The sequence below is a fragment of the Achromobacter sp. SIMBA_011 genome (assembly GCF_046535435.1).
Taxonomy (GTDB): Bacteria; Pseudomonadota; Gammaproteobacteria; order Burkholderiales; family Burkholderiaceae_B; genus Achromobacter; species Achromobacter dolens.
Genome location: NZ_JAWRWN010000007.1, coordinates 84,924 through 105,661 on the forward strand (window position 1 = coordinate 84,924; position 20,738 = coordinate 105,661).

Here is a 20,738-nt window from a genome sequence, read left to right on the forward strand (position 1 = left end):
ATGCCCGTCACGCGTATTCATGTGAGCCGCCGCACGGCGCCGGCCCAAAAGGACAGCGCATTGGCGAATGCGCCCATGGCTTCTTCCAGCGCCAGTTCGCCGCTGCCGGGCTGCAGCGACTGCTGCAACCACAGCGCGCGATCCTGCGGATCGACCACGCAGGCGGCCGCGTGCCGCGCCAGCATGCCCGCCGCCAGCTTGCCGATTTCCGTCACCAGCCGGTCGCGGTCGACGTCACTGGCCGGCAGCGCGCACAGGCGCGCGCTCATCGCCAGCCAACCATCGCGCGCCGGCTGCAGATGCACGCGGTAGGTCTGGTCGACCACCACGGTGAGGCGGCCATCGGCGCGCGTCGAAGGCGGCAGGCCGTGCCGCGCCGCATAGGCGGCTATCAGGGGATGCTGGGGTGCATTCATGTCGGGTCGTCCGGATTGCCGGCCAGCTTCCTGACGAGCCGCAGGACTTCGGCGACCGGCTCGATCAGTTCGCTGGGGATGTATTGGTCGGGCTGCGCGGACGCCATCAGCGCGCGCGCCAGGGGAATGTTCTGCATCACCGGCACGCCGGCCTCGCGCGCCGCCGCCATCATCTGCTCGGCCAGCGCGCCCTCGCCCTTGGCCAGCACCACCGGCAGCGGCGTCTCGTCGGGCTCGTAGTAGATGGCCACCGCCAGGTGGGTCGGGTTGGTCACCAGCACCGACGCCTTGCGCGTGCTGGCGACCGCGCCGTGCATCACCATCTCCTGGTGCAGGTGCTTGCGCTTGTGCTTGATGTGGGGGTCGCCCTCCATCTCCTTGAATTCCTGCTTGATGTCTTCCTTGCTCATCATCAGCCCCTTGCGGTACTGCATGCGCTGCCAGACGAAATCGGCCAGGGAAATCACCACATAGGCCACCGCGATGTTCACGATCAGCGCGCGCATCATGCCGCCCACGCCCGCCTCCAGGCCCGCCAGGCCGCTGTGCGGCACCGCCATCAATTCCGGCAGCGCGTCGCGCACCACCAGCGTCACCAGCGCCGACAGGAAGGCGATCTTGATGATGGACTTGAGCAGCTCGACCAGATTCTTCTTCGAGAAGATGTTCTTCAGATTGCTCATCACGTTGAGTTTCTTGGCCGACGGCTTGAGTTTCTCGAAGGCCAGCACCACCCCCACCTGCAGGAATTCGGAGAACATGCCAATCACCAGCACGATCAGCACGAACGGCAGCACCAGGTAGACGGCTTCGCGCAGGGCGGCCTCCAGCGCCACGGGCAGCGCCTGCTCGAACGGCTGCCCCACCAGCGTTGACGGAATCAGGATCAGCCGGCCCAGGGCCTCGACGATGCCGTGGGCATTGCCCAGCATGTAGCCGAACAGCGCCAGCACCAGCAGCGTCTGCGTGAAGTCCTTGCTGTGCGCGACATCGCCTTTCTGGCGCGCGTCGCGCAGCTTCTTGTGGGTAGGCTGTTCGGTCTTTTCGCCGCTCATGGGGCCCGCCATTGGTTGTCCAGGAATGGCAAGGCCGAGCTGATATGGCCCGTGGCCTCGGCGGCATACTCGAACAGCGTGCTCATGTAGAGCACCATCACCAGCAACGCCAGCGCGCTCTTGATCGGCATCGCCAGGAAGAACACCTGCAACTGCGGCGCGAAGCGGCTGACCAACGCCAGCCCGACTTCGGCCAGGAACATCGAAATGATGGCGGGCGCGGCGAACAACAGCGTCAGCCGCAGGAAGCGGCCCAGTTGGTCCAGCATCAGCGGCACGCTCTCGCGCCGCAGGGTCGGCGCCCAGTCCCACAGGTCCCACAGGCGGAAGCTGTCGTAGAGCATGGTCAGCATCAGCATGAAGCCGCCCCCAACCAGGAAGAACACCATGAAGGCCTGGTTGAACAGGATGCCGAGCGGCGAGGAATCGTTGCCGGTGGCCGGGTTGATGGTGGCGCCCAGGCTGGCGCCGCGCTGATTGTCGACCACGAAGCCCACCGCCTCGAAAATCCAGAACGGGATCGCCACCAGGAACCCCATCACCAGGCCGATGAAGACTTCCTTGGCCACCAGCAGCACCAGCTCGATCGCGCCCAGGTCGATCATGGCGTAGCGCGGCGCCAGCGCCGGCACCAGCACCAGGCCGATGGCGGCGCAGATGGCGTAGCGCAGCATGCCGGGCAGCAACTGGCGGTTGAACAGGGGCAGCATCGCGCACAGCGCCAGGATGCGCGGCTGCGTCAGCGCCAGCGTGCCCAGGAAGACTTTCGCTTCGACGTAGGTGATGCCCGAGATCATGGTGGCCGGCCGCTCCTAGTGGATCTTATAGAAGAGGTCGAACACGGAAATCGTGAAGTTGTACAGCTCCGCGCTGAGCCAGCGCGCCGTCAGCAGGATCGTGGCGAATACCGCGATCAGCTTGATGGCGAACGACAGCGTCTGCTCCTGGATCTGCGTCAGCGCCTGGAACAGCGAAAACAGCGTGCCCACAATCGCGGCGACGGCGATCGGCGGCAGCGACAGCCACAACACCAGGTAGAGCGCCTGGGTCATGTACGAAACGAGGTCGACGGTTTCCATGGCGGCCTCAGGTGTAGGACAGCACCAGGCCCTGGATCAGCCGCGTCCAGCCGTCGACCATGACGAACAGGAACAGCTTCAGGGGCATGGAGATCGTGACCGGCGACACCATCATCATGCCCATCGCCAGCAGGATGTTGGAGACGATCAGGTCGATGATGACGAACGGCAGATACAGCAGGAAGCCGATCTGGAACGCGGCGGTCAGCTCCGACAGCAGGAACGACGGGATCAGCACCAGCAGGTCGTCTTCCTTCAGGTTACGGGCCTGCTGCTCGCCCCACAGCCCGCGCGCGGTGCGCAGGAAGAAATCGCGCTGCTCGGGGCGGCTGTTCTTGAGCATGAAGCCGCGCATCGGCTCGGCGCCGCGCGCCACCGCGTCGAGAATGCCTTCGAGCCGGTCCGGCTGCCGCGCCCCGGGCGCCACCACCGCGGGCGGCGCGCGCAGCTCGTCGCCGATCTGCATCACCACCGGCCCCATGACGTAGGCGGACAGGATCAGCGCCAGCCCGTACAGCGCCATGTTGGGCGGCACCTGCTGCACGCCCAGGGCATTGCGCACCAGCGTCAGCACCACCGCGATCTTCAGGAACGAGGTGGTCATGACCGCGGCCAGCGGCACCAGCGCCAACAGCGCCAGCACGACCGCCAGGCTGATCGGATCCGCGCCGTTCATGCGCCCGCCTTGCCCAGCCGGTGCAGTGTCACGCCGATGCGGCCGTCTATCTCGACCAGCTCGCCGCTGCCCACCAGCGCGCCGTTGGCGCGCACCAGCACCGGGCCATCGGCCAGCGGCCGCTCCAGGTCGAAGGTCTCGCCGGGTTGCAGCTTGCGCAGCTCGCCCAACGTGATCTGGCGCTCGCCCAGCTCGAAAGTCAGTCGGACGGGAATGGCATCGATATCGAGCGGCGTCTGGGCGCCCGCTTCGGCATCCTGGGGCGGTTGCGGCGTCTCGGTCATGAGGGAAGTCCAGCCTTGGGTAACGAGGTATGAGGAATCCTGGCGGCGCACCCGCAGCCCCTGGCCGTCGGCGCCCAGCCACAGTTCGCCGTCGGGCGAGACCAGACAGTGATCGAGGAAAAGGGTGTCGCGCGGCGCCAGGCCGCGCAGTTCGGCCGCGGTCAGATGGGTCCAGCCCAGGCAAGCGCGGATGCGCACCGGCACGGCATCGAGGTCGATCTCGTTGGCCGTCGGCGCGGCACGCCCGACCAGACCGGCCAACAGCATCAGGCCCAGGCCGTCGGTGTCCAGCGTGGCGTAGATCGAGGCGCCGTTGACGGGATGGCGCGCCGCGACAGTCCAGCCGTGCGCCAGCGCCGACGCCGGGCCATCGCGGCCCACCACGCGCAGCGGGCCGCCCGGCGACACCTCGGCCAGGCCTGCGACCACTTCGGCCACCAGGGTCTCGATGGCGGTCGACACCAGCGCCGGCGGCAGCGCGCCGACGTCGACGTCGGGCAGGCGCGCCGCCAGCCAGGCGTCGGCGGCGCTGGCGGGCAGCCCCAGCCGCAAGCGCGCGCCGGCCCATTCCAGGTCGGCCGACAGCGTGGCCGACTGGCGCAGGGCCTCGGCCACGCCGGGCGTGAAGCCCAGGCGCCATTGCGCGGGCTCGGCGTCGGCGCCGGCCAACGGCGCGAGCGTGACCTGCAGGTCGGCGCCATGGCGCGCGATCAGCGTGCGGGCCCGGGCTTCATTGGCGGACAGGCGCGGCAACGACGGCGGGGACGGGGAAAAAAGCGTACTGGCGGTCATGGGTTCCAGGGATCAACGGACCGGCGCATCGGCGTCGGCTTCCAGCAGGCAGGGGTCTTCCGGGTCATCGGTGCCGACGCGCACGCGCGTCGGCCGCGCCAGGCTGTCGGCCAACTGCTCGGCCAGTGGCCGCGCCATGGCGGCCAGGCGTTCACGCGAGGCTTCGTTGGCGCAGACGAATTCGGCGATGACGCGCCCGCCGTCTTCATAGACCGACACGCTGACGCCGGGCAGCACGTCGTCCTTCAATTCCACTCGCACCTGGCGCCGGCCCTGGCTGCCATCGGCCACCAGCAGTTGTTCGGCGCTGCCTTGCAGCGCCTGCGCCAGGGCCTGCGATGTCGCGTTGGCGGGCGCGGGCGCATCGGCCCGGGCCGCGCCGAACAGCGAGAACGGCGAGGGCGCGGAAGGCGGCGCGGCGGACGGCTCGTCCTTGCCGCGCGCCATGGCCTGCTCGAAGGCGCGCCTGTCGGCGTCGCTGGCCTGGCGGCCGGAGCTCTGCGCATCCGGTTGCGCCAGGCCCGAGCCCTGGGCGATCGCGGTATCCAGGCCGATGCGGCGGTCGATGCTCATGACGGCTCGAACTCCTCGTGCTGTTCCCAGTCCTCGCGGTCGCGCGACAGCGAGGCGGCTTCTTCCATTTCCATGTCTTCCTTGTGCTCCAGCGCCTTCAGGTGCTCGGCCAGGTGGATGCTGGCCAGTTCCACGAACTTGCCTGTCAGGCGCACGGCCTGCTGGTGCTGGTCGCGGCGCTCGGCCAGCGCCTGGGCCTCGTCGCGCAGGCGTTGCGCGGCCTGGTCCAGCGCCTGCTCGCGCTGGCGCTCGCCTTCGCGCAGGCCGGCCACGCCCTGCAGCACGCTCTCGATCTCGCGCACCCGCACCACCCGGCTGCACAGGTCGCGGTACATGGCGCGCTCACGCCGCTCCGACTCCTCGCGGAAATCCACCAGCGCTTGCTCGGACGCCTGGCGCGCGGCCTCGGCCTCGGCGTGCCGCAGGCGCTGGCGCGACACCGCGATCTCGGCCTGGCCTTCGCGAAAGCGCTTGATGGCGAGCAATTCGTCGAACACGCTCATGCCGTCCCCACGATGCCGGTCATCTGCGCCAACGCCTCGGGCAGCGTGGCCCGCTCATCGGTGCGCTGCCGCAGGAACTGGTTGATCGCGCCGATCTTGTCGATGGCCTCGTCCGTCACGGCGTCGCCGCCGCGCTTGTATTCCCCGATCTTCACCAGCAGCTCGACTTCCTGGTACTTGGCCATCAATTCGCGCAGTCGGCCGGCGGCGCGCTTGTGCTCGGGCGTGATGACCGCGTTCATGACGCGGCTGGCCGAGGCCAGCACGTCGATCGCCGGATAGTGGTTGGCCGCGCCCAGCTTGCGCGACAGCACGATGTGGCCGTCGAGAATGGAGCGGGTCTCGTCGGCGATCGGCTCGGTCATGTCGTCGCCCTCCACCAGCACGGTGTACAGCGCGGTGATCGAGCCATGCTCGTTCATGCCGGCGCGCTCCATCAGCTTGGGCAACGTGGCGAATACCGATGGCGGATAACCGCGGCGGGTCGGCGGCTCGCCTGCGGCCAGGCCGATCTCGCGCTGGGCTCGGGCAAAGCGCGTCACCGAGTCCATCAGGAACAGCACGCGCTTGCCCTGGTCGCGGAAATACTCGGCGATGGCGGTAGCCACATAGGCGGCCTTGGCGCGCTCCATCGACGACTTGTCGCTGGTGGCGCAGACGATCACGCTCTTGCGCCGGCCCTCGCGGCCCAGTTCGTGTTCCAGGAATTCGCGCACCTCGCGGCCGCGCTCGCCGATCAGCGCCACCACCGTCACGTCCACCGCCGCGCCCTTGACCAGCATGCCCATCAGCGTCGATTTGCCGCCGCCGGCGGCGGCAAAGATGCCCATGCGCTGGCCTTCACCGCAGGTCAGCACGCTGTCCAGCGCGCGCACGCCCAGCTCCAGCGGCTGCGAGATGATGCGGCGCTTGAGCGGATCCGGCGCCTCGGCGAACACCGGATAGAACTTGCTGGCCTCCAGCGGGCCCAGCTCGGCCTCGTCCAGCGGCCGGCCCAGGCCGTCCAACACCCGCCCCAGCAGCCCCGGGCCCACGGGCACCATGTGGGCCCGGCCGGTGGGGATGACCTCGGTGGCGGTGGAAATGCCGTACATGTCGCCGATCGGCGTGAGCAGCGCGGCGTCGCGCGCGAAGCCCACCACTTCGCCCTTCATCTCGAAGTTCTCGCCCGGATTGCGCAGGATGCAGACCTCGCCCACCTTCACCGACGGCACCACCGCCTTGATGATGGTGCCGATAACCTGGGTCACGCGGCCCTTGATGCGCAGCGTCGGCGTGTCCTGCAGCGCCAGCTCCATCATTTCGGAGATGTAGTCGAACTGGCGCATCGCTATACCCGGCTTCCCAAGGTGCGCTGGAAGGCCTGGCGCAGCGCCTGGAGTTGTCCTTCCAGGCTGGCCTCGACCATGCCGATCTCGCTTTCGAGGATGCAGGCGCCGCGCGCCAGCCGGCCGTCGGCCAGGATGTCGAGATAGCCCACGCCAGGATAGGCGGCCAGCAGGTCGTTGATCTGTTCGCGCACCGTGTCGACCTCGGCCGGGTTCAGCCGCAGGGTCATCTGCTTCTGGTTGCGCACCACCGCCAGGGCGTTGCGCACCACCACCATGACCTTCTCGCGGTCGTCGAAGCCATCCACCACCTTGCGCACGGCCGACATCACCAGTTCCACCATCTCGTTCTCGACGCCGGCGAAATACTCGACCGTGCGACCGACGGTTTCGATCATCTTTTCGGCCTGGTCCAGCAGCGCCGCCTCGCGACCCTCTTCGTAACCGCGCTGACGCTCGGCCTCGAATGCCGCCTGGGCGCCGCCGACGATCTCGTCGGCCCGCGCCCGCGCCTGCGCGAGCAACTGTTCGGCATCGGCCCATGCCGCCAGCTCGGCGCCGCGCAACACGCGCGCGGCGGGGTCGACACGGCCGGCCGCGGCGCGCGGCGTTAGCGGATCGCGGGGAATGAGGAAAGCCATGCGGGCTCCGTTTTCTTCAGTAGCGACAGGCCCAGCGCCAGCGCCTGCGGCGCGGGCAGGGGCGCGGGCGGCGCGGGCAGGTCGGGCAGTTTCAGTTCGGCGCGTCGCGCCAGTTCGGGACCGGCGCCGCTCAGGGCCGCGCGCAGCGCGCCCTGGCCCAGCGCGTCCACCGCCGCGGTGGTCTCGGCCAGCGTCCAGGCGGCGCTGTCGGCCAGGCCGTCATGCAGGCTCGTGGCGGTGCGGCGGGTGAATTCCAGCAGGTCCGCGCCCAGATGCGCGATCAGCGCCCTCACCTCGTCGCCGGCGATGGCGCGGCGCAACCGCGGGCCGCACAGCACCGCGCCCAGCCGGCGCGCGCACTGCGCCAGCGCGTCCGGCGCCAGCAGCGCCAGCGCCAGTTCGGGACGGTCGGGATCGGTCACCGGGCGTTGCCAGAGGCCCAGCGCGTCCAGGATCTCGCGCGACCAATGCCGATGCCATGCCGGCGCCAACGCGGGCGCGGCGGCAATCGCCGCCAGCGCGGCCGGCGGCGCGTAGACCGCGTGGCGGCTCGGGTGCAGCGTGCGGCTGGGCAACTGGTTGAATTCAACCAGCCTGCGGTCCAGCGCCGCCGATGCGGGCGCCATCGTCAGCGGGCCTCGGACACGGGTTCGCGGCGCTCGGGCCGGGCTCGGCCCGGCACGCCGTAGCGCCACAGCACGTAGGCCAGCGCGCCGGCCAGGGCCAGCACCAGCAGGATCAGCAGCGCCAGCCATGCCAGCAGCGTGACCGACGAGCCCTCGCCCACTTCGATGCCCAGCACCTGCCGCGTGGCGTGTCCGCCGCCCGAGGCCGCGGCGGGCTGCGCCGACACCAGCGCGATCGACACGCGGTCCTCGGTCAGCCCGGGAATCGCGTGCGTGACCAGCTTGCGGATCTGCGGCTGCAGCGCGTCCAGGTTGTAGCCCGCCTGGTGCTTGATGAACACCGCCGCGGTCGACGGCGTGGTGTTCTCGCCGACGCCGCCGCGTTCGGGCAGCACCACGTGCACCCGCGCGGCCAGCACCCCGTCCATCTGCGACAGGGTGTTGGTCAGTTCCTGCGAGAGCGCGTAGATATAGCGCGCGCGTTCTTCCAGCGGCGACGACACCAGGCCCTCCTTGCGGAAGATCTGCCCCATGCCGTCGAAGCGTTCACGCGGCAGGCCGCGGGCGCGCAGGATGTCCAGCGCGCGCGCCACCTGCTGGCCATCCACCGACACCGCCACGCCGGTCTTGGTGGTGGCCTTTTGCGCGGCGATGCCGGCATCCAACAGCACCGACAGGACTTCGTTGGCCTCGCTCTCGCTGGCGGCCGAGAACAATTCCACGCGCGAGCCGCAGGCGGCCAGCAGCAAGGCCAGGCCCAGCACCAGCCAGCGCAGCCGCAACAGCGCCGAGGCCGCGCCGCGATCGGACGCGACGGGAAGAGACAGGGTTGAAACGGCGTGCATTAGGACATCCTGACGAGCGAATCGATGTTCTGCGTGGTGCGCGAGACGGCCTTGCCAACCAGTTCGTACTGCACCGACACCTGCACCAGGTCGGCCTGCAGCCGCAGCATGTCGGCGATCGCCGGCGCCGACGACATGGCGTCCAGGCGGCCTGAGATGTTCTGCCACTTTTCCGAATACTCGGTGGTGGTGTTGCGCAGGCTGGCCAGGATCTGGTTGCCGAGCGTGGCCGGGGCGGCGTCGACCGCGGGCGCGAAGGCAGTCTGCAGCGCGGCCTGCAGGCCGGTAAGCGCGGGCGCCTGCGGTTCGGGCGCGTTCATGATCGCGGCGAACCGCTGGGCGGCAAGCTCTGACGGCTGTACGCCTGGCGTGTTCGCCAACGGCGGCAAAGTGGCGGCGAGCGCTGTGATTTCCATGGTCCCTAGTTCCAGAATATCGATCGAAAAATCACCGGTTCCCGCCTCAGCCGTCGGCCGGGGCAAGCCCCAACAGGGCGCGCGCCAGGCGCGCGCCCTCGGTCCCGCCCTCGGCCAACGTTTCCAGCAGACGCGTGCTTTCCGCGCGGCGGCCGGCCAGTTGCAGTGCGAACCCGCGCCACGCGTCCAGCAGGATCCGCTCGGCGGGATCGGCCATCACCACGCTTTCCAGCAGACGCACCGCATCCGGCGCGCGACTGGCATTCATCCATGCCACCGCCAGCCCCACCACCGGATAGGCGCGGTCGGGCCGCAGGCGGCGCAAGGCGTTGAATATGGTCTCCGCGCGGGCACTGTCGCCCGCGCCCGCGGCCAGGAAGCCGACCTCGGCCAGCAGACGGGCGTCATCCGCAGAAAGCACAACAGCCGTCTCCTGGGAGACGGCTTGATCCGCTGAGGTCGACACGGAATGAGCGGCGCTATCGTTCATCTTTCATGACGCGGCCTCGCGCGAAGAGAGTTGCAACAATGCCTCGGCTCGCGCTCGCACCTGCGGCGGCGCGTCTGCCGCGCTCAGCAGTTGCAGGGTGCGTCGAGCCTGATCGAACTGGCGCGATGCCAATTGGCACTCTGCGATCCGCAACGCCGTGGGCAACGAATCGGGATAGAGCGTCAGTACCAGCGAATAGATGGTGACGGCCTCTTCCGCGCGCCCCAGCATCTGCAGGCACAGCCCCAACCCAATCAGGTAGTGCTTGCGCGTCGGGCCGTACTGCGCCAGGAACGCGAAGACCGGGAGTGCCTGCGCGTAGTGTTCCTGCGCCACGTGGGCGTAGGCCAGCGCATACACCACCTCGAGCTGCTCCGGCGTCAGGCGGGCGTTGGACGGCAGTGCCTCCATTCCGCGGTACAGCGCCTCGCCAAACTCGTCACGTTCCATTGCGCTATCGGCCATTTCCATTCCTCGATGCGGGTTCGGTTGCGGCTGCGGCATCAGACCGCCATCCGCTTGCCGATGTTGGCGGTGATCTGGGACATGCTGTCGGCGGCGCCGTTGATCATCTGCGACACCAGGCGCAGGCCGTCTTCCATCTGCTTGATCACCTTGGTTATCTCCTCCTGGGCCTCTTCCATCCTGGCCTGGAGCTTGCGGGCATAGGCGTCCATTTCCTTCTTGTCCGCCTGGATGTTGTCGGCTTCGTTCTTGGTCTTGGCCACGGAAATATTGATCGAGCCTTGCGCCACCTGTGTCGCGCCCTGGGTGATCTGGCCGGCGGCGCTTACCACCCGCGCCATCGTGCTGACGGCGGACGCCCCGCCGGATGCCGCGATAGTTACGGCGCCGACGGCGATGGTAGCCGCCAGGGAAAAGGCCATCGTCAAAGCCATGGTGGTGGTCTTGTCGGCGCCCGCGAGTTCGGCGACGCCGCCCGCCAGGTTGCCGAGCAGGCCGGGTTCGATCATCAGCAGCGCGGGCGAGGCCAGGCCCATGACGCCGGCCACCACCTTGCCGATGCGCTGCGCGGTTTCCTCGTCGACGCCGCAGGCCTGCAGGAACTTGCTGGCGATGGTCGTCATCAGATTGCTCAGGCTGATTTCCGGCCCGCCGCATTCCTTGGAAATCTGGTCCGCCAATGAAATCGTCGAACTGATCAGCGCCATCACGGCCAGGGCCAGCAAGGGCGTGGCGGCGCCACCCGAGGCCACCGCGCCGGCAGCCAGCACGGCCACGGCGATGGCCGAGAAGATCAGCGCGGCGATCTTGCCGATCCAGCCGAAGATCTTGCCCAGGATGCCCTTGCTCGCGGCCTCCTCGCACTTCTTGACGTAGTCCTGGATCTTCTGCAGTTGCGCCTCATTGTTCTTTTCCATCTTCGTGCGCGCTGTCGCCAGGTTCTCCTTGGCGCTCGAGATCTGTGCCTCGTCCGACTTGGAACGGATGCTGCGCAGCAGGTCAATCATGTCGTTGGCGGAGAACGACTGCGCCGGCGGCTCCAGCGTCGGCGCGCCGTTGCCATTGAACAGGCCATCGCTGCCGGCTGGCTGGCCCGCCGCCTTGCCGGTCGGCAGCGAACCAGCCATGCCGACGAAGGCGTCCAGCAGCTCGCGCACCCGGGCCGTGGCCTGGGCCGCCTGCGCGCCGGCGTCCGGCGGCATTCCTTCGTTGCCCGGCAACGCCCCGGCGCCGATGCCGGCGGGATTGGAAGAGATCGAAGTCATGTCGGCTTCCCCGTGGTTAGCGGACTCAGATATTGCGGGCGATGCCGCGGTTCGTTTCCATGCGGGACTGTTCGATCGACGCCAGCTTGTCACGCACGTCGCGGATCACGTCCATCATCTGCTGCGCCATCTCGCCAGCCTGCTGCATGCCCGACTCGTGCACCTTGGACTGAGCCTCCAGTTCGGAACGGCGCGCATCGTGTTCGGCCGCCTTCTGCTCCTGGGCGGCATTGATCATGGTACCGATGCCACCAGCCACGCCAGACAGGCCGCCACCAGTGTCCGAGTAACTGCGGGCGCGCGACTCGGCGCCATCGCCGCCCTTGTTCAACACACGCAACTGCATCGCCCCCGAGCCGATCTGCGACAATCCGCCCGCGATCTGGAACGCGCCCTGCGTCATCGCGCCGATCATGCGTTCCTTGGCGGCATCGCGCATTTCCTGCGCGGCCCCTTTGAGGGTGTCGACCTGAGCCTGCAGTTCGTTGGCGCGCATTTCGCGGGCCGAACTGCGCATGGTCTGCGCCAGTTGCTGGAACAACGCCATGAAGGCATAGATATCCGTCTGCACGTCCTGTTCGCTCAACCGCGACAGGGCGTTGAACGCGTCGCCGGCGTCGGCGCCCCGCGGCACCTCCGGCGCCTGCAGGCCGCGCAGGCCGCCAAGCGTGTCCTGCAGCTTCTGGCCGATCTCGGCGCTGATCAGCGCCAGATCCTTGGGATCGACCGGGCCGGCCGCCCCCATGGCGCCCAGCAGCTTCTGCTTGATCGCCTCGTTTTCCGAAGCGATCTTCTGCGCGTTCTCCAGAACGCTCTTGATAACGTCGGGCGACGAGGCCAAGTCGTCGAGATTCTGCGGCAGATTGGCGCCGGCGCCGCCCGCGGAATTGATGTTCATGGAGTGACTCCCTCAACTGGTTATCCAGCGCCACCGGCGCGGGACATGCTTCAGGCCCGCGGCCCCGTCAACGCCCCGCGCAACATCCTGGCCCTGGCGGCCACGGCCGCGTGCCGCTCCTGCCCTTCGCACAGGGCATCGACGGTATCCAACGCCTCGATGGCCTCGTCGGTGCGGCCCATCTCCACCAGCGACTCGGCGCTGTAGTAGAGCGGCGCGGGGTCCAGCGGATCCGCCATGATGGCCGGCAGGTACTGGCGCAGCGCATCCTCGTGGCGTCCCAGCATACGGTTGGCGGCAGCCAGTGCCAGGCCGTAGCGCGGCTCGGTATGGTCATACGTGACAAGCGCGGAAAACACCTTGAAGGCCTCGCTGTAGCGCTGCTGCTCGTACAGGGCGTGACCCAGCGAGTACATCGCTTGCAGTTCGGCGCCCGTCAGCCCCAGTACATCGCCGAGCTTGCCGCCCGCACGCAGGTAGCTGGCCAGGCCGCCGGTGGCCTCTTCCATGGCCGCGGTCAGGTTCTGCGTCAGCGCAGCGTTCTCTTCCGGAGTCAGACTCATCGGGATCTCCTTGGGGGGACGGCCTTGGGACTTAAACCATCGGGCGGATTTTCTTCACGCCGCCCGAGGCCGGCGCGCTGGCGAAGCGCTGGCGCGCCATTTCCTGCGCCACTTCGGCCTCGATGGCCTCCAGATCCTGCCGCACCAGGGTCTCGGCTTGCTCCCGTTCCTTGGGCCCCAGGCGGGCGGCCGTCACCGCACGCACTTTCTCCGGATCCAGTCCCTGGTCACGGTAGAAATCATCGGCCCGCTCCAGGGTTCGGCGGGCGTCATCCAGCACGCGCTCGGCTTCGGCGTGGATCTGTTCGGCGGTTTTCTTGAGACTCATGGCGCGGTTCCGGGATGGAGAAAAATGAGTGGGGCTGGTCAACGCATGTTGCCGATGATGGACGAACGGCTGTCCTGCATCTTCTTGAGGAAGTTCGTCATCACATCGAACGCCTCATTGCGCTTGTTGGTCATGCCTTGCAGGCGCGTCATGTCCATCTGCTGCGTGTTCGACAACGCATCCACCTTGTTCTTGATGGCCTGGATGGCGGTATCGAGGCTGCCCTTGGTGACCTTGCTGATGCCACCGTCCACCTGCAACTGGTACTTGTCGGTATTCAGGTCCATGCCGGCATCGCCCATCGCCTTCCACATGGCGTCGCGCATCTGGTTGTAGCGGTTGTCATTGGCGGTGCCCGCCTTGTTCCAGTCCGGAATGTCGCCATCCTGCATCTTGGTCGCGCCGTCCTTGCCGGATTTGAACAACCCCGCGAGCGCGTTCAGGCTGTTCATGGCCTCGTTCAGCTTGGCGATCTGCTCGTTGCGGCCCTGCACTTCCTTGATCTGGTTCTGCAACTGGGCATCCAGCAACTTGACGCGCTCGTTCTGGACCGCCATCAGGGCGGTCTCCAGGTCCATGCCCGAAATGTCGATGCCGCCGATGCTGCCGGCGCCGTTCGCGCCGCCCACGGGTGAATTCATGCCTATCTCCAATTGGTAAGGGGTTCCGGCGGCAGTGGCCTCGGGTTTTCCCCTGGCGCCGGCAGTTACCGGCCCCGCATGCAGCTTGAGTAACCGGGCCGTCGCGCGAGTTCCACATCCATGCCGCCTTTTTGCCCTCAACGCATGTTGCCGATGATGGACGAACGGCTGTCCTGCATCTTCTTGACGAAGTTCGTCATCACGTCGAATGCTTCATTGCGCTTGTTGGTCAATCCCTGCAGCCGCAGCATTTCCATCTGCTGGGTATTACCCAGGGCGTCCACTTGGTTCTTGGCGGTGGCGATTTCGTTCTTGTTGGTCTCGATGCTGGCGGTGTTTTCCTTGATGCTGGCCTCCAGGCCTGCCACCTTGGCCGAGATCTGGTCGACCCAGTCCTGCACCACGCGGCCCTTGGCATCCATCGTGCCGTTGCGATCCACGTCGCGCGGCGCATCGGCGCCTGCCGGCACGGTCAGCCCGGCCTGCTTGATCTGGTCCAGGGTGGCGTGGGACAGCGCCTTGTCATCGCCCTGCCCCCAGGACAGGCCGTACCAGCCTTCGGGATTGGGACATTTGCTGGCCGCCAGCCGCCCCTGCAGATCCTTGAGCTCGGCGATCTGCTGTTGCATCGACACATTGGACGCCTCCAGCTTGTTGTTCTCGGCGCCCTTGGCGGTGATCGACTCGTTCAAGCCCGCCATCTGCGCATTGCGGGCGTTGACCGAATCCAGTTGCTGCCGCAGCGAATTCTCCAGCAATTGCGCCCGTTGGTTCTGCACCGCCAGCAGGGCGGTTTCCAGATCCATGCCCTGAAAATCCATACCCGCAATACCGCTGGCACCCGCACCGCTTACCGTGGACATATTCGCTCTCCTTGCGCCGACGGGCCCGCCGCCTTGGGCGCGAAACCCGGGTTAACCCTGAAAGACCTTCGCATTCCGCTGCCGATCGCCCCGGAATGCCCGCATGCCGTGTTGGTAACCAAACCCCTGCCTCGGTTCCATCAGCCGATGATGGAACTTTCCCCGCCCATCCGTTACTACCCCTGACTGTGCGCGGCCTTCGTCCGCCGTTCCTCGCGCCTTCATGAACCGTATCGACGCCGGCCTGCCCCCTTCCGCTTTCTCGTCCACGACCTCGCAAGCCGCCCCCCAGAACGGCCAGCAGCAGGTCGGCACGATGCTGGGCCAGGCCGCCACGGCCGTCGACGGCGAGGTCTCGCTGGCCGATTCCGCCGAGGAACTCAGCCTGCACATGGCCGAGAAGACCGAGGACAAGCACCACGCGGAACGCAAGATCGGCCGCGACGCCCCGCTGCAGATGCTCAGCGCCGAGGCCATCGTGGCCTACCTGGCCGAGTCGCACGACGCCGACGCGCAGGAAAAGCTGATCGAGCTGGCGCGTCATCTGCTGGCCGGCCAGGCCGACCCGCGCCAGGCCGCCGCCCGGGCCTTCGGCGATGCCGCCGGCCAGTACCTTGGGCTGCAATACGCGCTGCGCCAGGGCGAACGCGACGGCGCGCCCGAGGACGTACTGGACGGCCTGCGCGAGGCGCTGGCCGACCTGGAACTGGAAAGCGGCCCGCAGATCCGCGCCAGCCTGAACACCATCGGCGCGGCCGCCGGCTATGCCGACGACGCCCGCGGCGTGGCCGACTTCCAGCGCACCTACCAGGACGTAGTGCTCGGCGAAGCGTCGCTGGCCAAGACCCTGACGCTGGCGCTGGAGCGCTTCGGCGGCAAGGACGTGGGCCGCGGCCTGCAGCAACTGATCCAGGCCCTCGGCCAGGACCTGGCCGCGGCGCGGCCGTCCACCAGCCCGGACCGGCTGCAGGCGCTGATGCAGGATCTGTATCAGTTGGGCGTGGCAGTCACCGTGCTGGACGGCTGCGGCGAACTGGGTGAAAAGATGGCGCGGGAGCACGGCAAGCCGTTGGCGGCCGATCAATTGATGCGCGACCTGGTCAACGTCAGCAACGAGAAGTGGATCTCCGAATCGCGCTTCAAGGCCCTGGCCGCCAGCCACGGCGCCGACAGCGTCGCCGCGCGCATCACCTTCCTGGGCGGCGTGCGCGCGGTGCTCAAGGACCTGCCGCTGCCGATGTACCCCGACCCGGATGCCCGCCAGTCCGTCCTGGGCGCGGCGCAACTGGCCCTGGACGCGGCCATCGACGAGGAATACGAATGAACAGCCTGGATCGCGCCCTGGGCGCCTTCGGCGAGACCATCGGCCTGGGGCGGCTCGCCCTGGGGCCGCACGGCAACCTGGCGCTGCAACTGGATTCGGGCCGTCGGGTCGTCATCGAGGCGGCCGACGGCGAAGTGTTGGTCTACGTCTCGGATCCGGTGCCCTATGACGCCCCGACGCGCCTGCTGCAGGCCTGGCGGCGGGCGCACCATTCGCGCCTGGCTGGCTACCCGGTGCAGGCCGCCCTGCGCGAGCAGGACGGCATTCCCCGTTTGCTGGCGCTGACCCGATTGCCCGCCGACCAGGCCGACGCCGCCGAGCTGCGACGCGCGGCGGACACGCTGGCGCGCTGGCTCGACGACGCGCGCGCCAACTGACCCTGAAACGGAGACCCTCGCACCATGTCCGATATGCGCATCAGCGGCTTCGCCTTCGACCGGGGACTGGACGGCATCACCTACGCCGGCCGCGAGGCCGCCGGCCAGCACCTGCCCGAACGCCAGGAACTGGCCCCGCCGGCGGAGGGCGTCAAGGCGCAACTGGCCCAACTGCTCGACACGCCGAACATCGACCGCTACCTCGACAGCCAGTTGCGCCCCACGGTCGCCAACCGCGACCTGCTGCTGCCCGGCAAGTTCGCGCAGGCCCTGCAGGCGACGCTGGAAGGCCTGTCCGCCGCGGCCGAACAAAGCCAGGACCACAATCCCGAGGATGCCCGGGCGCTGAATCGCGCCGTGCGGCTGCTCAAGGACGAGGCCGGCCTGCGCGACCTGGTCGCCATGTACCGCAGCGCGCTGTACCAGGGATGAGCGCCGCCATGCCCCTGCCCCCCGACGCCCGTGAGCTGCTCAGCCTGCTGGCCTATGTCTACCTGGAAAACAACCGGCCCGAAAAGACCGCGGTGGTGCTGAACGCGCTACGCACCCTGGGACAGGCCGACGCCCGCCAGCTCGCCACCCTGGCGCTGGCGCAATTGCGCGCCGGCAAGCCGGAAGCGGCCCTGTCGACGCTGGACCAGTTGGCCATGCAGGGCGGCGTCGACGCGCCGTTCCACCTGATCCGCTCGCAGGCCCTGCTGGCCCTGGAACGGCGCGACGAGGCCGCCGCGGCCATGCGCGCCTACGTTGCCCTGCGTCCCGCCCCGGCGGCCGCGCCCACCGAAGCGGAAACGACGTGAGCCGACCCATGCAAGCCCTGAACCGCGTCGTCGCCGCCGCCACCAGCCGCAACGATATCGTCCTGGCGGTCCTGATCGTCTCGATCATCTTCATGATGATCCTGCCGCTGCCGACGACGCTGGTCGACGTGCTGATCGGCGCCAACATGACGCTGTCGGCGATCCTGCTGATGGTGGCCATGTACCTGCCGTCGCCGCTGGCGTTCTCGTCATTCCCGTCGGTGCTGCTGGTCACCACGCTGTTCCGCCTGGGCATCTCGATCGCCACCACCCGCCTGATCCTGCTGCAGGGCGACGCCGGCCACATCATCGAGACCTTCGGCAACTTCGTGGTCGGCGGCAACCTGATCGTCGGCCTGGTGGTGTTCCTGATCCTCACCATCGTGCAGTTCGTGGTCATCACCAAGGGCGCCGAGCGCGTGGCCGAGGTGGCGGCGCGCTTCTCGCTGGACGCCATGCCCGGCAAGCAGATGTCGATCGACGCCGACCTGCGCGCCGGCACCATCGACATGGACGAGGCGCGCAAGCGCCGCTCGGTGGTGGAAAAGGAAAGCCAGTTGTACGGCGCCATGGACGGCGCCATGAAGTTCGTCAAGGGCGACGCCATCGCCGGCCTCATCATCGTCGCGGTCAACCTGCTTGGCGGCATTCTCATCGGCACCATGCAGCGCGGCCTGTCCGCCGGCGAAGCGGTGCAGGTGTATTCCATCCTGACCATCGGCGACGGCCTGATCGCGCAGATTCCGGCCCTGTTCATCGCCATCTGCGCCGGCATCATCGTAACCCGGGTGCAGACCGGCGACGGCCCCTCCAACGTCGGCAAGGACATCGGCGCCCAGGTGCTGGCGCAGCCGCGCGCGCTCTTGATCGCCGCCGCCATCGCCGTCGGCATGGGCCTGATCCCCGGCATGCCCACCCTGACCTTCCTGGCGCTGGCGGCGGTGGTGGGCACCATCGGCTTCGTGCTGCTGCGCGGCACGCGCAAGGTGGTGGACGAGAAGACCGGCGAAATCACCGAGATCCCGGCGCTGGCGGCCGACGGCCAGAAGCCGCAGGCCAGGCCGCGCGCCGACGGCAGCGCAGAATTCGCGCCCACGCTGCCGCTGATGATCGACGTGGCCGCCGCGCTGCAGCGCAGCTTCGACGCCGATGAACTGAACGAGGAACTGCTGAAGATCCGCCGCGCGCTCTACTTCGACCTGGGCGTGCCGTTCCCCGGCATCCAACTGCGCTTCAACGACGCGCTGCCCGCAGACACCTACAACATCCTGCTGTCCGAAGTGCCGGTATCGCAAGGCAAGCTGCGGCCGGGCGCGGTGCTGGTGCGCGACACGGAACAGAACCTGCAGGCGCTGCAGGTGCCCTACGAAACCGACAAGCGCTTCCTGCCCAACATCCCCACGCTGTGGGTCGACGCCGGCCTGGCGCCGACGCTGTCGGCCGCCGGCATTCCGTTCCTGGACCCGCACCAAGTGTTGACCTGGCATCTGGCCTTCGTGCTGAAGAAATACTCGTCGGACTTCATCGGCATCCAGGAGACGCGCTTCCTGCTGACGGCGATGGAAGACCGCTTCCCCGATCTGGTCAAGGAAGCGCTGCGCGTGATGCCGGTGCAGAAGATCGCCGAGATCCTGCAGCGGCTGGTGTCCGAGGATATCTCGGTGCGCAACCTGCGCGCGGTGCTGGAAGCGCTGATCGAATGGGGCCAGAAAGAGAAGGACTCGGTGCTGCTGACCGAATACGTGCGCGTCTCGCTCAAGCGCCATATCAGCTACAAATATTCGAGCGGCCAGAACATCCTGCCCGCCTACCTGCTGGCGCCCAACGTCGAAGAGACCGTGCGCGGCGCCATCCGCCAGACCTCGGCCGGCAGCTACCTGGCGCTCGATCCCAATGCCTCGCGCAAGCTGGTGGACAACATCAAGCGCGCCACCGGCGACCTGGCCGCCGCCGCGCAAAAGCCCGTGCTGCTGACCTCGATGGACATCCGCCGCTACCTGCGCAAGATGATCGAACAGGACCTGTACGAATTGCCGGTGCTGTCCTACCAGGAGCTGACGCAGGAGATCAACGTACAGCCGCTGGCCAGGGTGGACCTGTGAACGCCCCCGCAACCGGAGCCCCCTCATGAGCGAAGCGCTGGAATTGCGCGTGCTGTCCGGGCTGCATCGCGATGCCCGCTGCCAGGTCGCGGACGGCGCGGTGCTGGGCGCCGACCCGGCCTGCGACATCGTGCTGGCCGACGACGGCATGGGTCCGCGCGCCGCGCGCGTGCGCATCGGCGAAGGCGGCTGGGACCTGTCGCTGGACGACGGCGCGCCCAACGGGATGCCCGGCACGCCGTTCAACCGGCCGGTGCCGCTGGGTCCGGTCTGGATCACGGTGGCCCGGCGCGGCGACCCCTGGGCCAACGCCCCCGATGCCGCCAACGATGCGCTGGCGCGCGGCGCGGCCGAGCCGGATGCTCCCGCCACGGCGACATCGCCTCCCCCGCCTGCGGGCGCGGCGCCGACCAGCGAAGAAGAGCGTCAACTGGAGCGGCGCCTGCCGCTGCCGCCTGCGCAGGGTCGGCGTCGCAAGCGCGACTCCTGGCCCATGGTGCTGGGCCTGGCCGCGGTCGTGCTGACCATCTTCGTGGCCATCGCCCTGACCCTGATGCCGCAATCCAGCGCCACCCGCGCGCCGCAGGTGGATCCGCGCCTGGCGGCCGCGGAGAAATCCGTGGGGCAGATCTCGGCGGTGTTCGAGCGCATGGGCCTGGCCTCGCGCCTGCACGTCTCGATGGCGCGCGACGGCGTGGTGACGGTGTCGGGATGGGTGCGCAACGCCGCCGAACAGGACGCCGTGGCCTCGGCGCTGTCGCAGATCTGGCCCATGCCCGCCCTGCGCATCAGCAACGAGGACGAGGTGGTGCGCACCGCCCGCGCGGCCCTGCGCGCGTTCAATGTGCGCTATGACCCGCGGTATGAAGGCGACGGCCGCCTGAATGTCGTCGGCATCGCCAGCAGCGCGCGCGAACGCGCGTCTGCGCTGGATACCCTGCGGGCGCAGTTGCCCGGCATGACGGTGCTGGGCAATGGCATCGCGTTGACGCAGCAACTCAGCGACGCCCTCTCCAGCCAGTTGGTGGACGCCGGCCTATCCGGCGTCACCCTCGCGTGGAAGCCCGACCACCTGGAAATCGCCGCGGGCGCGCTCGACGACGATCAGCAGGTCCGACTGCAGGACGTGCTGAACGAATTCAACCAGGCCCATCTCGGCGTGGCCCGCTTGGCCGCGGCCAGCGCCTCGCCGGCGGCCGACAGCGTGCCGTTCGTGATCCGCAGCGTGGTCGGCGGGCCTCAGCCCTTCATCGTACTGGAAGACGGCAGCAAGCTGCTGGTGGGCGGCGTCTACCGCAAGTACCGCCTGGTCGCCGTGGAGAACACCCGAATCATTTTCGAAGGCCCGCGCAGCGCCATCGTGACGCGCTGACATCCCAACCGACTCT

The 20,738-nt window shown here is 68.3% G+C and carries 27 protein-coding genes; 6 read left to right on the plus strand and 21 right to left on the minus strand.

The window, feature by feature from the left end; genetic code table 11:
* Positions 1 to 17: 17 nt before the first annotated feature.
* From SB816_RS22145 to SB816_RS22245, 21 genes are all read right to left on the minus strand, one after another.
* Positions 18 to 416, minus strand: coding sequence for a CesT family type III secretion system chaperone (locus SB816_RS22145; protein ID WP_054503479.1), 399 nt, complete (start codon positions 414 to 416; stop codon positions 18 to 20).
* On the minus strand, positions 413 to 1,471 hold the full coding sequence (gene sctU, locus SB816_RS22150; protein ID WP_054503548.1) for a type III secretion system export apparatus subunit SctU: 1,059 nt from the start codon (positions 1,469 to 1,471) through the stop codon (positions 413 to 415). Before sctU ends, SB816_RS22145 begins: the two co-directional genes overlap by 4 nt.
* Complete coding sequence (gene sctT, locus SB816_RS22155) at positions 1,468 to 2,268, minus strand: type III secretion system export apparatus subunit SctT (protein WP_054503478.1); 801 nt, start codon at positions 2,266 to 2,268, stop codon at positions 1,468 to 1,470. Before sctT ends, sctU begins: the two co-directional genes overlap by 4 nt.
* Before the next feature lie 15 nt (positions 2,269 to 2,283).
* Positions 2,284 to 2,550 carry a type III secretion system export apparatus subunit SctS gene (gene sctS / locus SB816_RS22160; protein WP_054503477.1) on the minus strand — a complete coding sequence of 89 codons (267 nt, stop codon included), beginning with the start codon at positions 2,548 to 2,550 and terminating at the stop codon, positions 2,284 to 2,286.
* A 7-nt stretch (positions 2,551 to 2,557) separates the two neighbouring features.
* Entirely contained in the window at positions 2,558 to 3,226 is a 669-nt protein-coding gene (sctR, locus tag SB816_RS22165) for a type III secretion system export apparatus subunit SctR (RefSeq protein WP_054503476.1), read from the minus strand.
* Positions 3,223 to 4,302, minus strand: coding sequence for a type III secretion system cytoplasmic ring protein SctQ (gene sctQ, locus SB816_RS22170; protein WP_054503475.1), 1,080 nt, complete (start codon positions 4,300 to 4,302; stop codon positions 3,223 to 3,225). Before sctQ ends, sctR begins: the two co-directional genes overlap by 4 nt.
* A 12-nt stretch (positions 4,303 to 4,314) precedes the next feature.
* On the minus strand, positions 4,315 to 4,875 hold the full coding sequence (locus SB816_RS22175; protein WP_116791518.1) for a hypothetical protein: 561 nt from the start codon (positions 4,873 to 4,875) through the stop codon (positions 4,315 to 4,317).
* Positions 4,872 to 5,378, minus strand: a complete 507-nt coding sequence (gene sctO, locus SB816_RS22180; protein WP_269873785.1) for a type III secretion system stalk subunit SctO — start codon at positions 5,376 to 5,378, stop codon at positions 4,872 to 4,874. Before sctO ends, SB816_RS22175 begins: the two co-directional genes overlap by 4 nt.
* The gene (gene sctN, locus SB816_RS22185) at positions 5,375 to 6,706 is read right to left on the minus strand and encodes a type III secretion system ATPase SctN (RefSeq protein WP_054503472.1); all 1,332 of its coding nucleotides are present in this window, start codon (positions 6,704 to 6,706) and stop codon (positions 5,375 to 5,377) included. The genes sctO and sctN overlap by 4 nt, the downstream gene beginning before the upstream one ends.
* 2 nt (positions 6,707 to 6,708) lie before the next feature.
* Positions 6,709 to 7,347, minus strand: a complete 639-nt coding sequence (locus tag SB816_RS22190) for an HrpE/YscL family type III secretion apparatus protein (protein WP_054503471.1) — start codon at positions 7,345 to 7,347, stop codon at positions 6,709 to 6,711.
* Positions 7,317 to 7,973, minus strand: coding sequence for a SctK family type III secretion system sorting platform protein (locus SB816_RS22195; protein ID WP_372415471.1), 657 nt, complete (start codon positions 7,971 to 7,973; stop codon positions 7,317 to 7,319). Before SB816_RS22195 ends, SB816_RS22190 begins: the two co-directional genes overlap by 31 nt.
* Positions 7,974 to 7,975: 2 nt before the next feature.
* A complete protein-coding gene (gene sctJ / locus SB816_RS22200; protein ID WP_144657000.1) occupies positions 7,976 to 8,818 on the minus strand; it encodes a type III secretion system inner membrane ring lipoprotein SctJ in 843 nt (280 codons plus the stop codon).
* On the minus strand, positions 8,818 to 9,234 hold the full coding sequence (sctI, locus tag SB816_RS22205) for a type III secretion system inner rod subunit SctI (RefSeq protein ID WP_116791513.1): 417 nt from the start codon (positions 9,232 to 9,234) through the stop codon (positions 8,818 to 8,820). The genes sctJ and sctI overlap by 1 nt, the downstream gene beginning before the upstream one ends.
* Before the next feature lie 46 nt (positions 9,235 to 9,280).
* Positions 9,281 to 9,655, minus strand: a complete 375-nt coding sequence (locus SB816_RS22210) for a tetratricopeptide repeat protein (protein ID WP_269873789.1) — start codon at positions 9,653 to 9,655, stop codon at positions 9,281 to 9,283.
* Between the two features lie 72 nt (positions 9,656 to 9,727).
* Complete coding sequence (locus SB816_RS22215) at positions 9,728 to 10,189, minus strand: tetratricopeptide repeat protein (protein ID WP_081273539.1); 462 nt, start codon at positions 10,187 to 10,189, stop codon at positions 9,728 to 9,730.
* Between the two features lie 38 nt (positions 10,190 to 10,227).
* A complete protein-coding gene (gene sctE / locus SB816_RS22220; protein ID WP_054503465.1) occupies positions 10,228 to 11,454 on the minus strand; it encodes a type III secretion system translocon subunit SctE in 1,227 nt (408 codons plus the stop codon).
* A gap of 25 nt (positions 11,455 to 11,479) precedes the next feature.
* Entirely contained in the window at positions 11,480 to 12,352 is an 873-nt protein-coding gene (gene sctB / locus SB816_RS22225; protein ID WP_054503464.1) for a type III secretion system translocon subunit SctB, read from the minus strand.
* A gap of 50 nt (positions 12,353 to 12,402) precedes the next feature.
* Positions 12,403 to 12,915, minus strand: coding sequence for a SycD/LcrH family type III secretion system chaperone (locus tag SB816_RS22230; protein ID WP_054503463.1), 513 nt, complete (start codon positions 12,913 to 12,915; stop codon positions 12,403 to 12,405).
* 31 nt (positions 12,916 to 12,946) lie between these two features.
* Complete coding sequence (locus tag SB816_RS22235; protein ID WP_054503462.1) at positions 12,947 to 13,243, minus strand: hypothetical protein; 297 nt, start codon at positions 13,241 to 13,243, stop codon at positions 12,947 to 12,949.
* A 38-nt stretch (positions 13,244 to 13,281) separates the two neighbouring features.
* Complete coding sequence (locus SB816_RS22240; RefSeq protein ID WP_064526212.1) at positions 13,282 to 13,884, minus strand: hypothetical protein; 603 nt, start codon at positions 13,882 to 13,884, stop codon at positions 13,282 to 13,284.
* A 137-nt stretch (positions 13,885 to 14,021) separates the two neighbouring features.
* Entirely contained in the window at positions 14,022 to 14,690 is a 669-nt protein-coding gene (locus SB816_RS22245; RefSeq protein WP_231132989.1) for a hypothetical protein, read from the minus strand.
* 280 nt (positions 14,691 to 14,970) lie between these two features.
* Between SB816_RS22245 and sctW the strand changes: the two genes are divergently transcribed.
* Genes sctW through sctD form a run of 6 tightly spaced genes read left to right on the plus strand, consistent with a single transcriptional unit; the run spans position 14,971 to position 20,722 of the window.
* Positions 14,971 to 16,071, plus strand: a complete 1,101-nt coding sequence (gene sctW, locus SB816_RS22250) for a type III secretion system gatekeeper subunit SctW (protein ID WP_410547559.1) — start codon at positions 14,971 to 14,973, stop codon at positions 16,069 to 16,071.
* Positions 16,068 to 16,448 carry a hypothetical protein gene (locus SB816_RS22255; protein WP_054503458.1) on the plus strand — a complete coding sequence of 127 codons (381 nt, stop codon included), beginning with the start codon at positions 16,068 to 16,070 and terminating at the stop codon, positions 16,446 to 16,448. Before sctW ends, SB816_RS22255 begins: the two co-directional genes overlap by 4 nt.
* Before the next feature lie 24 nt (positions 16,449 to 16,472).
* Positions 16,473 to 16,880, plus strand: coding sequence for a hypothetical protein (locus SB816_RS22260; RefSeq protein ID WP_054503457.1), 408 nt, complete (start codon positions 16,473 to 16,475; stop codon positions 16,878 to 16,880).
* Positions 16,881 to 16,888: 8 nt separating this feature from the next.
* A complete protein-coding gene (locus SB816_RS22265) occupies positions 16,889 to 17,248 on the plus strand; it encodes a tetratricopeptide repeat protein (protein ID WP_144656995.1) in 360 nt (119 codons plus the stop codon).
* A gap of 8 nt (positions 17,249 to 17,256) precedes the next feature.
* Positions 17,257 to 19,350: a type III secretion system export apparatus subunit SctV gene (sctV, locus tag SB816_RS22270; protein ID WP_054503456.1), complete on the plus strand. Its 2,094-nt coding sequence runs from the start codon at positions 17,257 to 17,259 to the stop codon at positions 19,348 to 19,350.
* A gap of 25 nt (positions 19,351 to 19,375) precedes the next feature.
* On the plus strand, positions 19,376 to 20,722 hold the full coding sequence (gene sctD / locus SB816_RS22275) for a type III secretion system inner membrane ring subunit SctD (protein ID WP_269873801.1): 1,347 nt from the start codon (positions 19,376 to 19,378) through the stop codon (positions 20,720 to 20,722).
* Positions 20,723 to 20,738 lie beyond the last annotated feature (16 nt).

Coding starts and splice junctions, on each gene's coding strand:
- sctV (WP_054503456.1), top strand. CDS start 17,257: ATGCAAGCCCTGAACCGCGTCGTCGCCGCCGCCACCAGCCGCAACGAT.
- sctI (WP_116791513.1), bottom strand. CDS start 9,234: ATGGAAATCACAGCGCTCGCCGCCACTTTGCCGCCGTTGGCGAACACG.
- SB816_RS22265 (WP_144656995.1), top strand. CDS start 16,889: ATGCCCCTGCCCCCCGACGCCCGTGAGCTGCTCAGCCTGCTGGCCTAT.
- SB816_RS22175 (WP_116791518.1), bottom strand. CDS start 4,875: ATGAGCATCGACCGCCGCATCGGCCTGGATACCGCGATCGCCCAGGGC.
- sctT (WP_054503478.1), bottom strand. CDS start 2,268: ATGATCTCGGGCATCACCTACGTCGAAGCGAAAGTCTTCCTGGGCACG.
- sctN (WP_054503472.1), bottom strand. CDS start 6,706: ATGCGCCAGTTCGACTACATCTCCGAAATGATGGAGCTGGCGCTGCAG.
- SB816_RS22190 (WP_054503471.1), bottom strand. CDS start 7,347: ATGGCTTTCCTCATTCCCCGCGATCCGCTAACGCCGCGCGCCGCGGCC.
- sctB (WP_054503464.1), bottom strand. CDS start 12,352: ATGAACATCAATTCCGCGGGCGGCGCCGGCGCCAATCTGCCGCAGAAT.
- SB816_RS22195 (WP_372415471.1), bottom strand. CDS start 7,973: ATGGCGCCCGCATCGGCGGCGCTGGACCGCAGGCTGGTTGAATTCAAC.
- SB816_RS22235 (WP_054503462.1), bottom strand. CDS start 13,243: ATGAGTCTCAAGAAAACCGCCGAACAGATCCACGCCGAAGCCGAGCGC.
- SB816_RS22145 (WP_054503479.1), bottom strand. CDS start 416: ATGAATGCACCCCAGCATCCCCTGATAGCCGCCTATGCGGCGCGGCAC.
- SB816_RS22260 (WP_054503457.1), top strand. CDS start 16,473: ATGTCCGATATGCGCATCAGCGGCTTCGCCTTCGACCGGGGACTGGAC.
- sctD (WP_269873801.1), top strand. CDS start 19,376: ATGAGCGAAGCGCTGGAATTGCGCGTGCTGTCCGGGCTGCATCGCGAT.
- sctW (WP_410547559.1), top strand. CDS start 14,971: ATGAACCGTATCGACGCCGGCCTGCCCCCTTCCGCTTTCTCGTCCACG.
- SB816_RS22245 (WP_231132989.1), bottom strand. CDS start 14,690: ATGGATCTGGAAACCGCCCTGCTGGCGGTGCAGAACCAACGGGCGCAA.
- sctO (WP_269873785.1), bottom strand. CDS start 5,378: ATGAGCGTGTTCGACGAATTGCTCGCCATCAAGCGCTTTCGCGAAGGC.
- sctQ (WP_054503475.1), bottom strand. CDS start 4,302: ATGACCGCCAGTACGCTTTTTTCCCCGTCCCCGCCGTCGTTGCCGCGC.
- SB816_RS22215 (WP_081273539.1), bottom strand. CDS start 10,189: ATGGCCGATAGCGCAATGGAACGTGACGAGTTTGGCGAGGCGCTGTAC.
- SB816_RS22240 (WP_064526212.1), bottom strand. CDS start 13,884: ATGAATTCACCCGTGGGCGGCGCGAACGGCGCCGGCAGCATCGGCGGC.
- sctU (WP_054503548.1), bottom strand. CDS start 1,471: ATGAGCGGCGAAAAGACCGAACAGCCTACCCACAAGAAGCTGCGCGAC.
- SB816_RS22255 (WP_054503458.1), top strand. CDS start 16,068: ATGAACAGCCTGGATCGCGCCCTGGGCGCCTTCGGCGAGACCATCGGC.
- sctJ (WP_144657000.1), bottom strand. CDS start 8,818: ATGCACGCCGTTTCAACCCTGTCTCTTCCCGTCGCGTCCGATCGCGGC.
- sctR (WP_054503476.1), bottom strand. CDS start 3,226: ATGAACGGCGCGGATCCGATCAGCCTGGCGGTCGTGCTGGCGCTGTTG.
- SB816_RS22230 (WP_054503463.1), bottom strand. CDS start 12,915: ATGAGTCTGACTCCGGAAGAGAACGCTGCGCTGACGCAGAACCTGACC.
- sctE (WP_054503465.1), bottom strand. CDS start 11,454: ATGACTTCGATCTCTTCCAATCCCGCCGGCATCGGCGCCGGGGCGTTG.
- sctS (WP_054503477.1), bottom strand. CDS start 2,550: ATGGAAACCGTCGACCTCGTTTCGTACATGACCCAGGCGCTCTACCTG.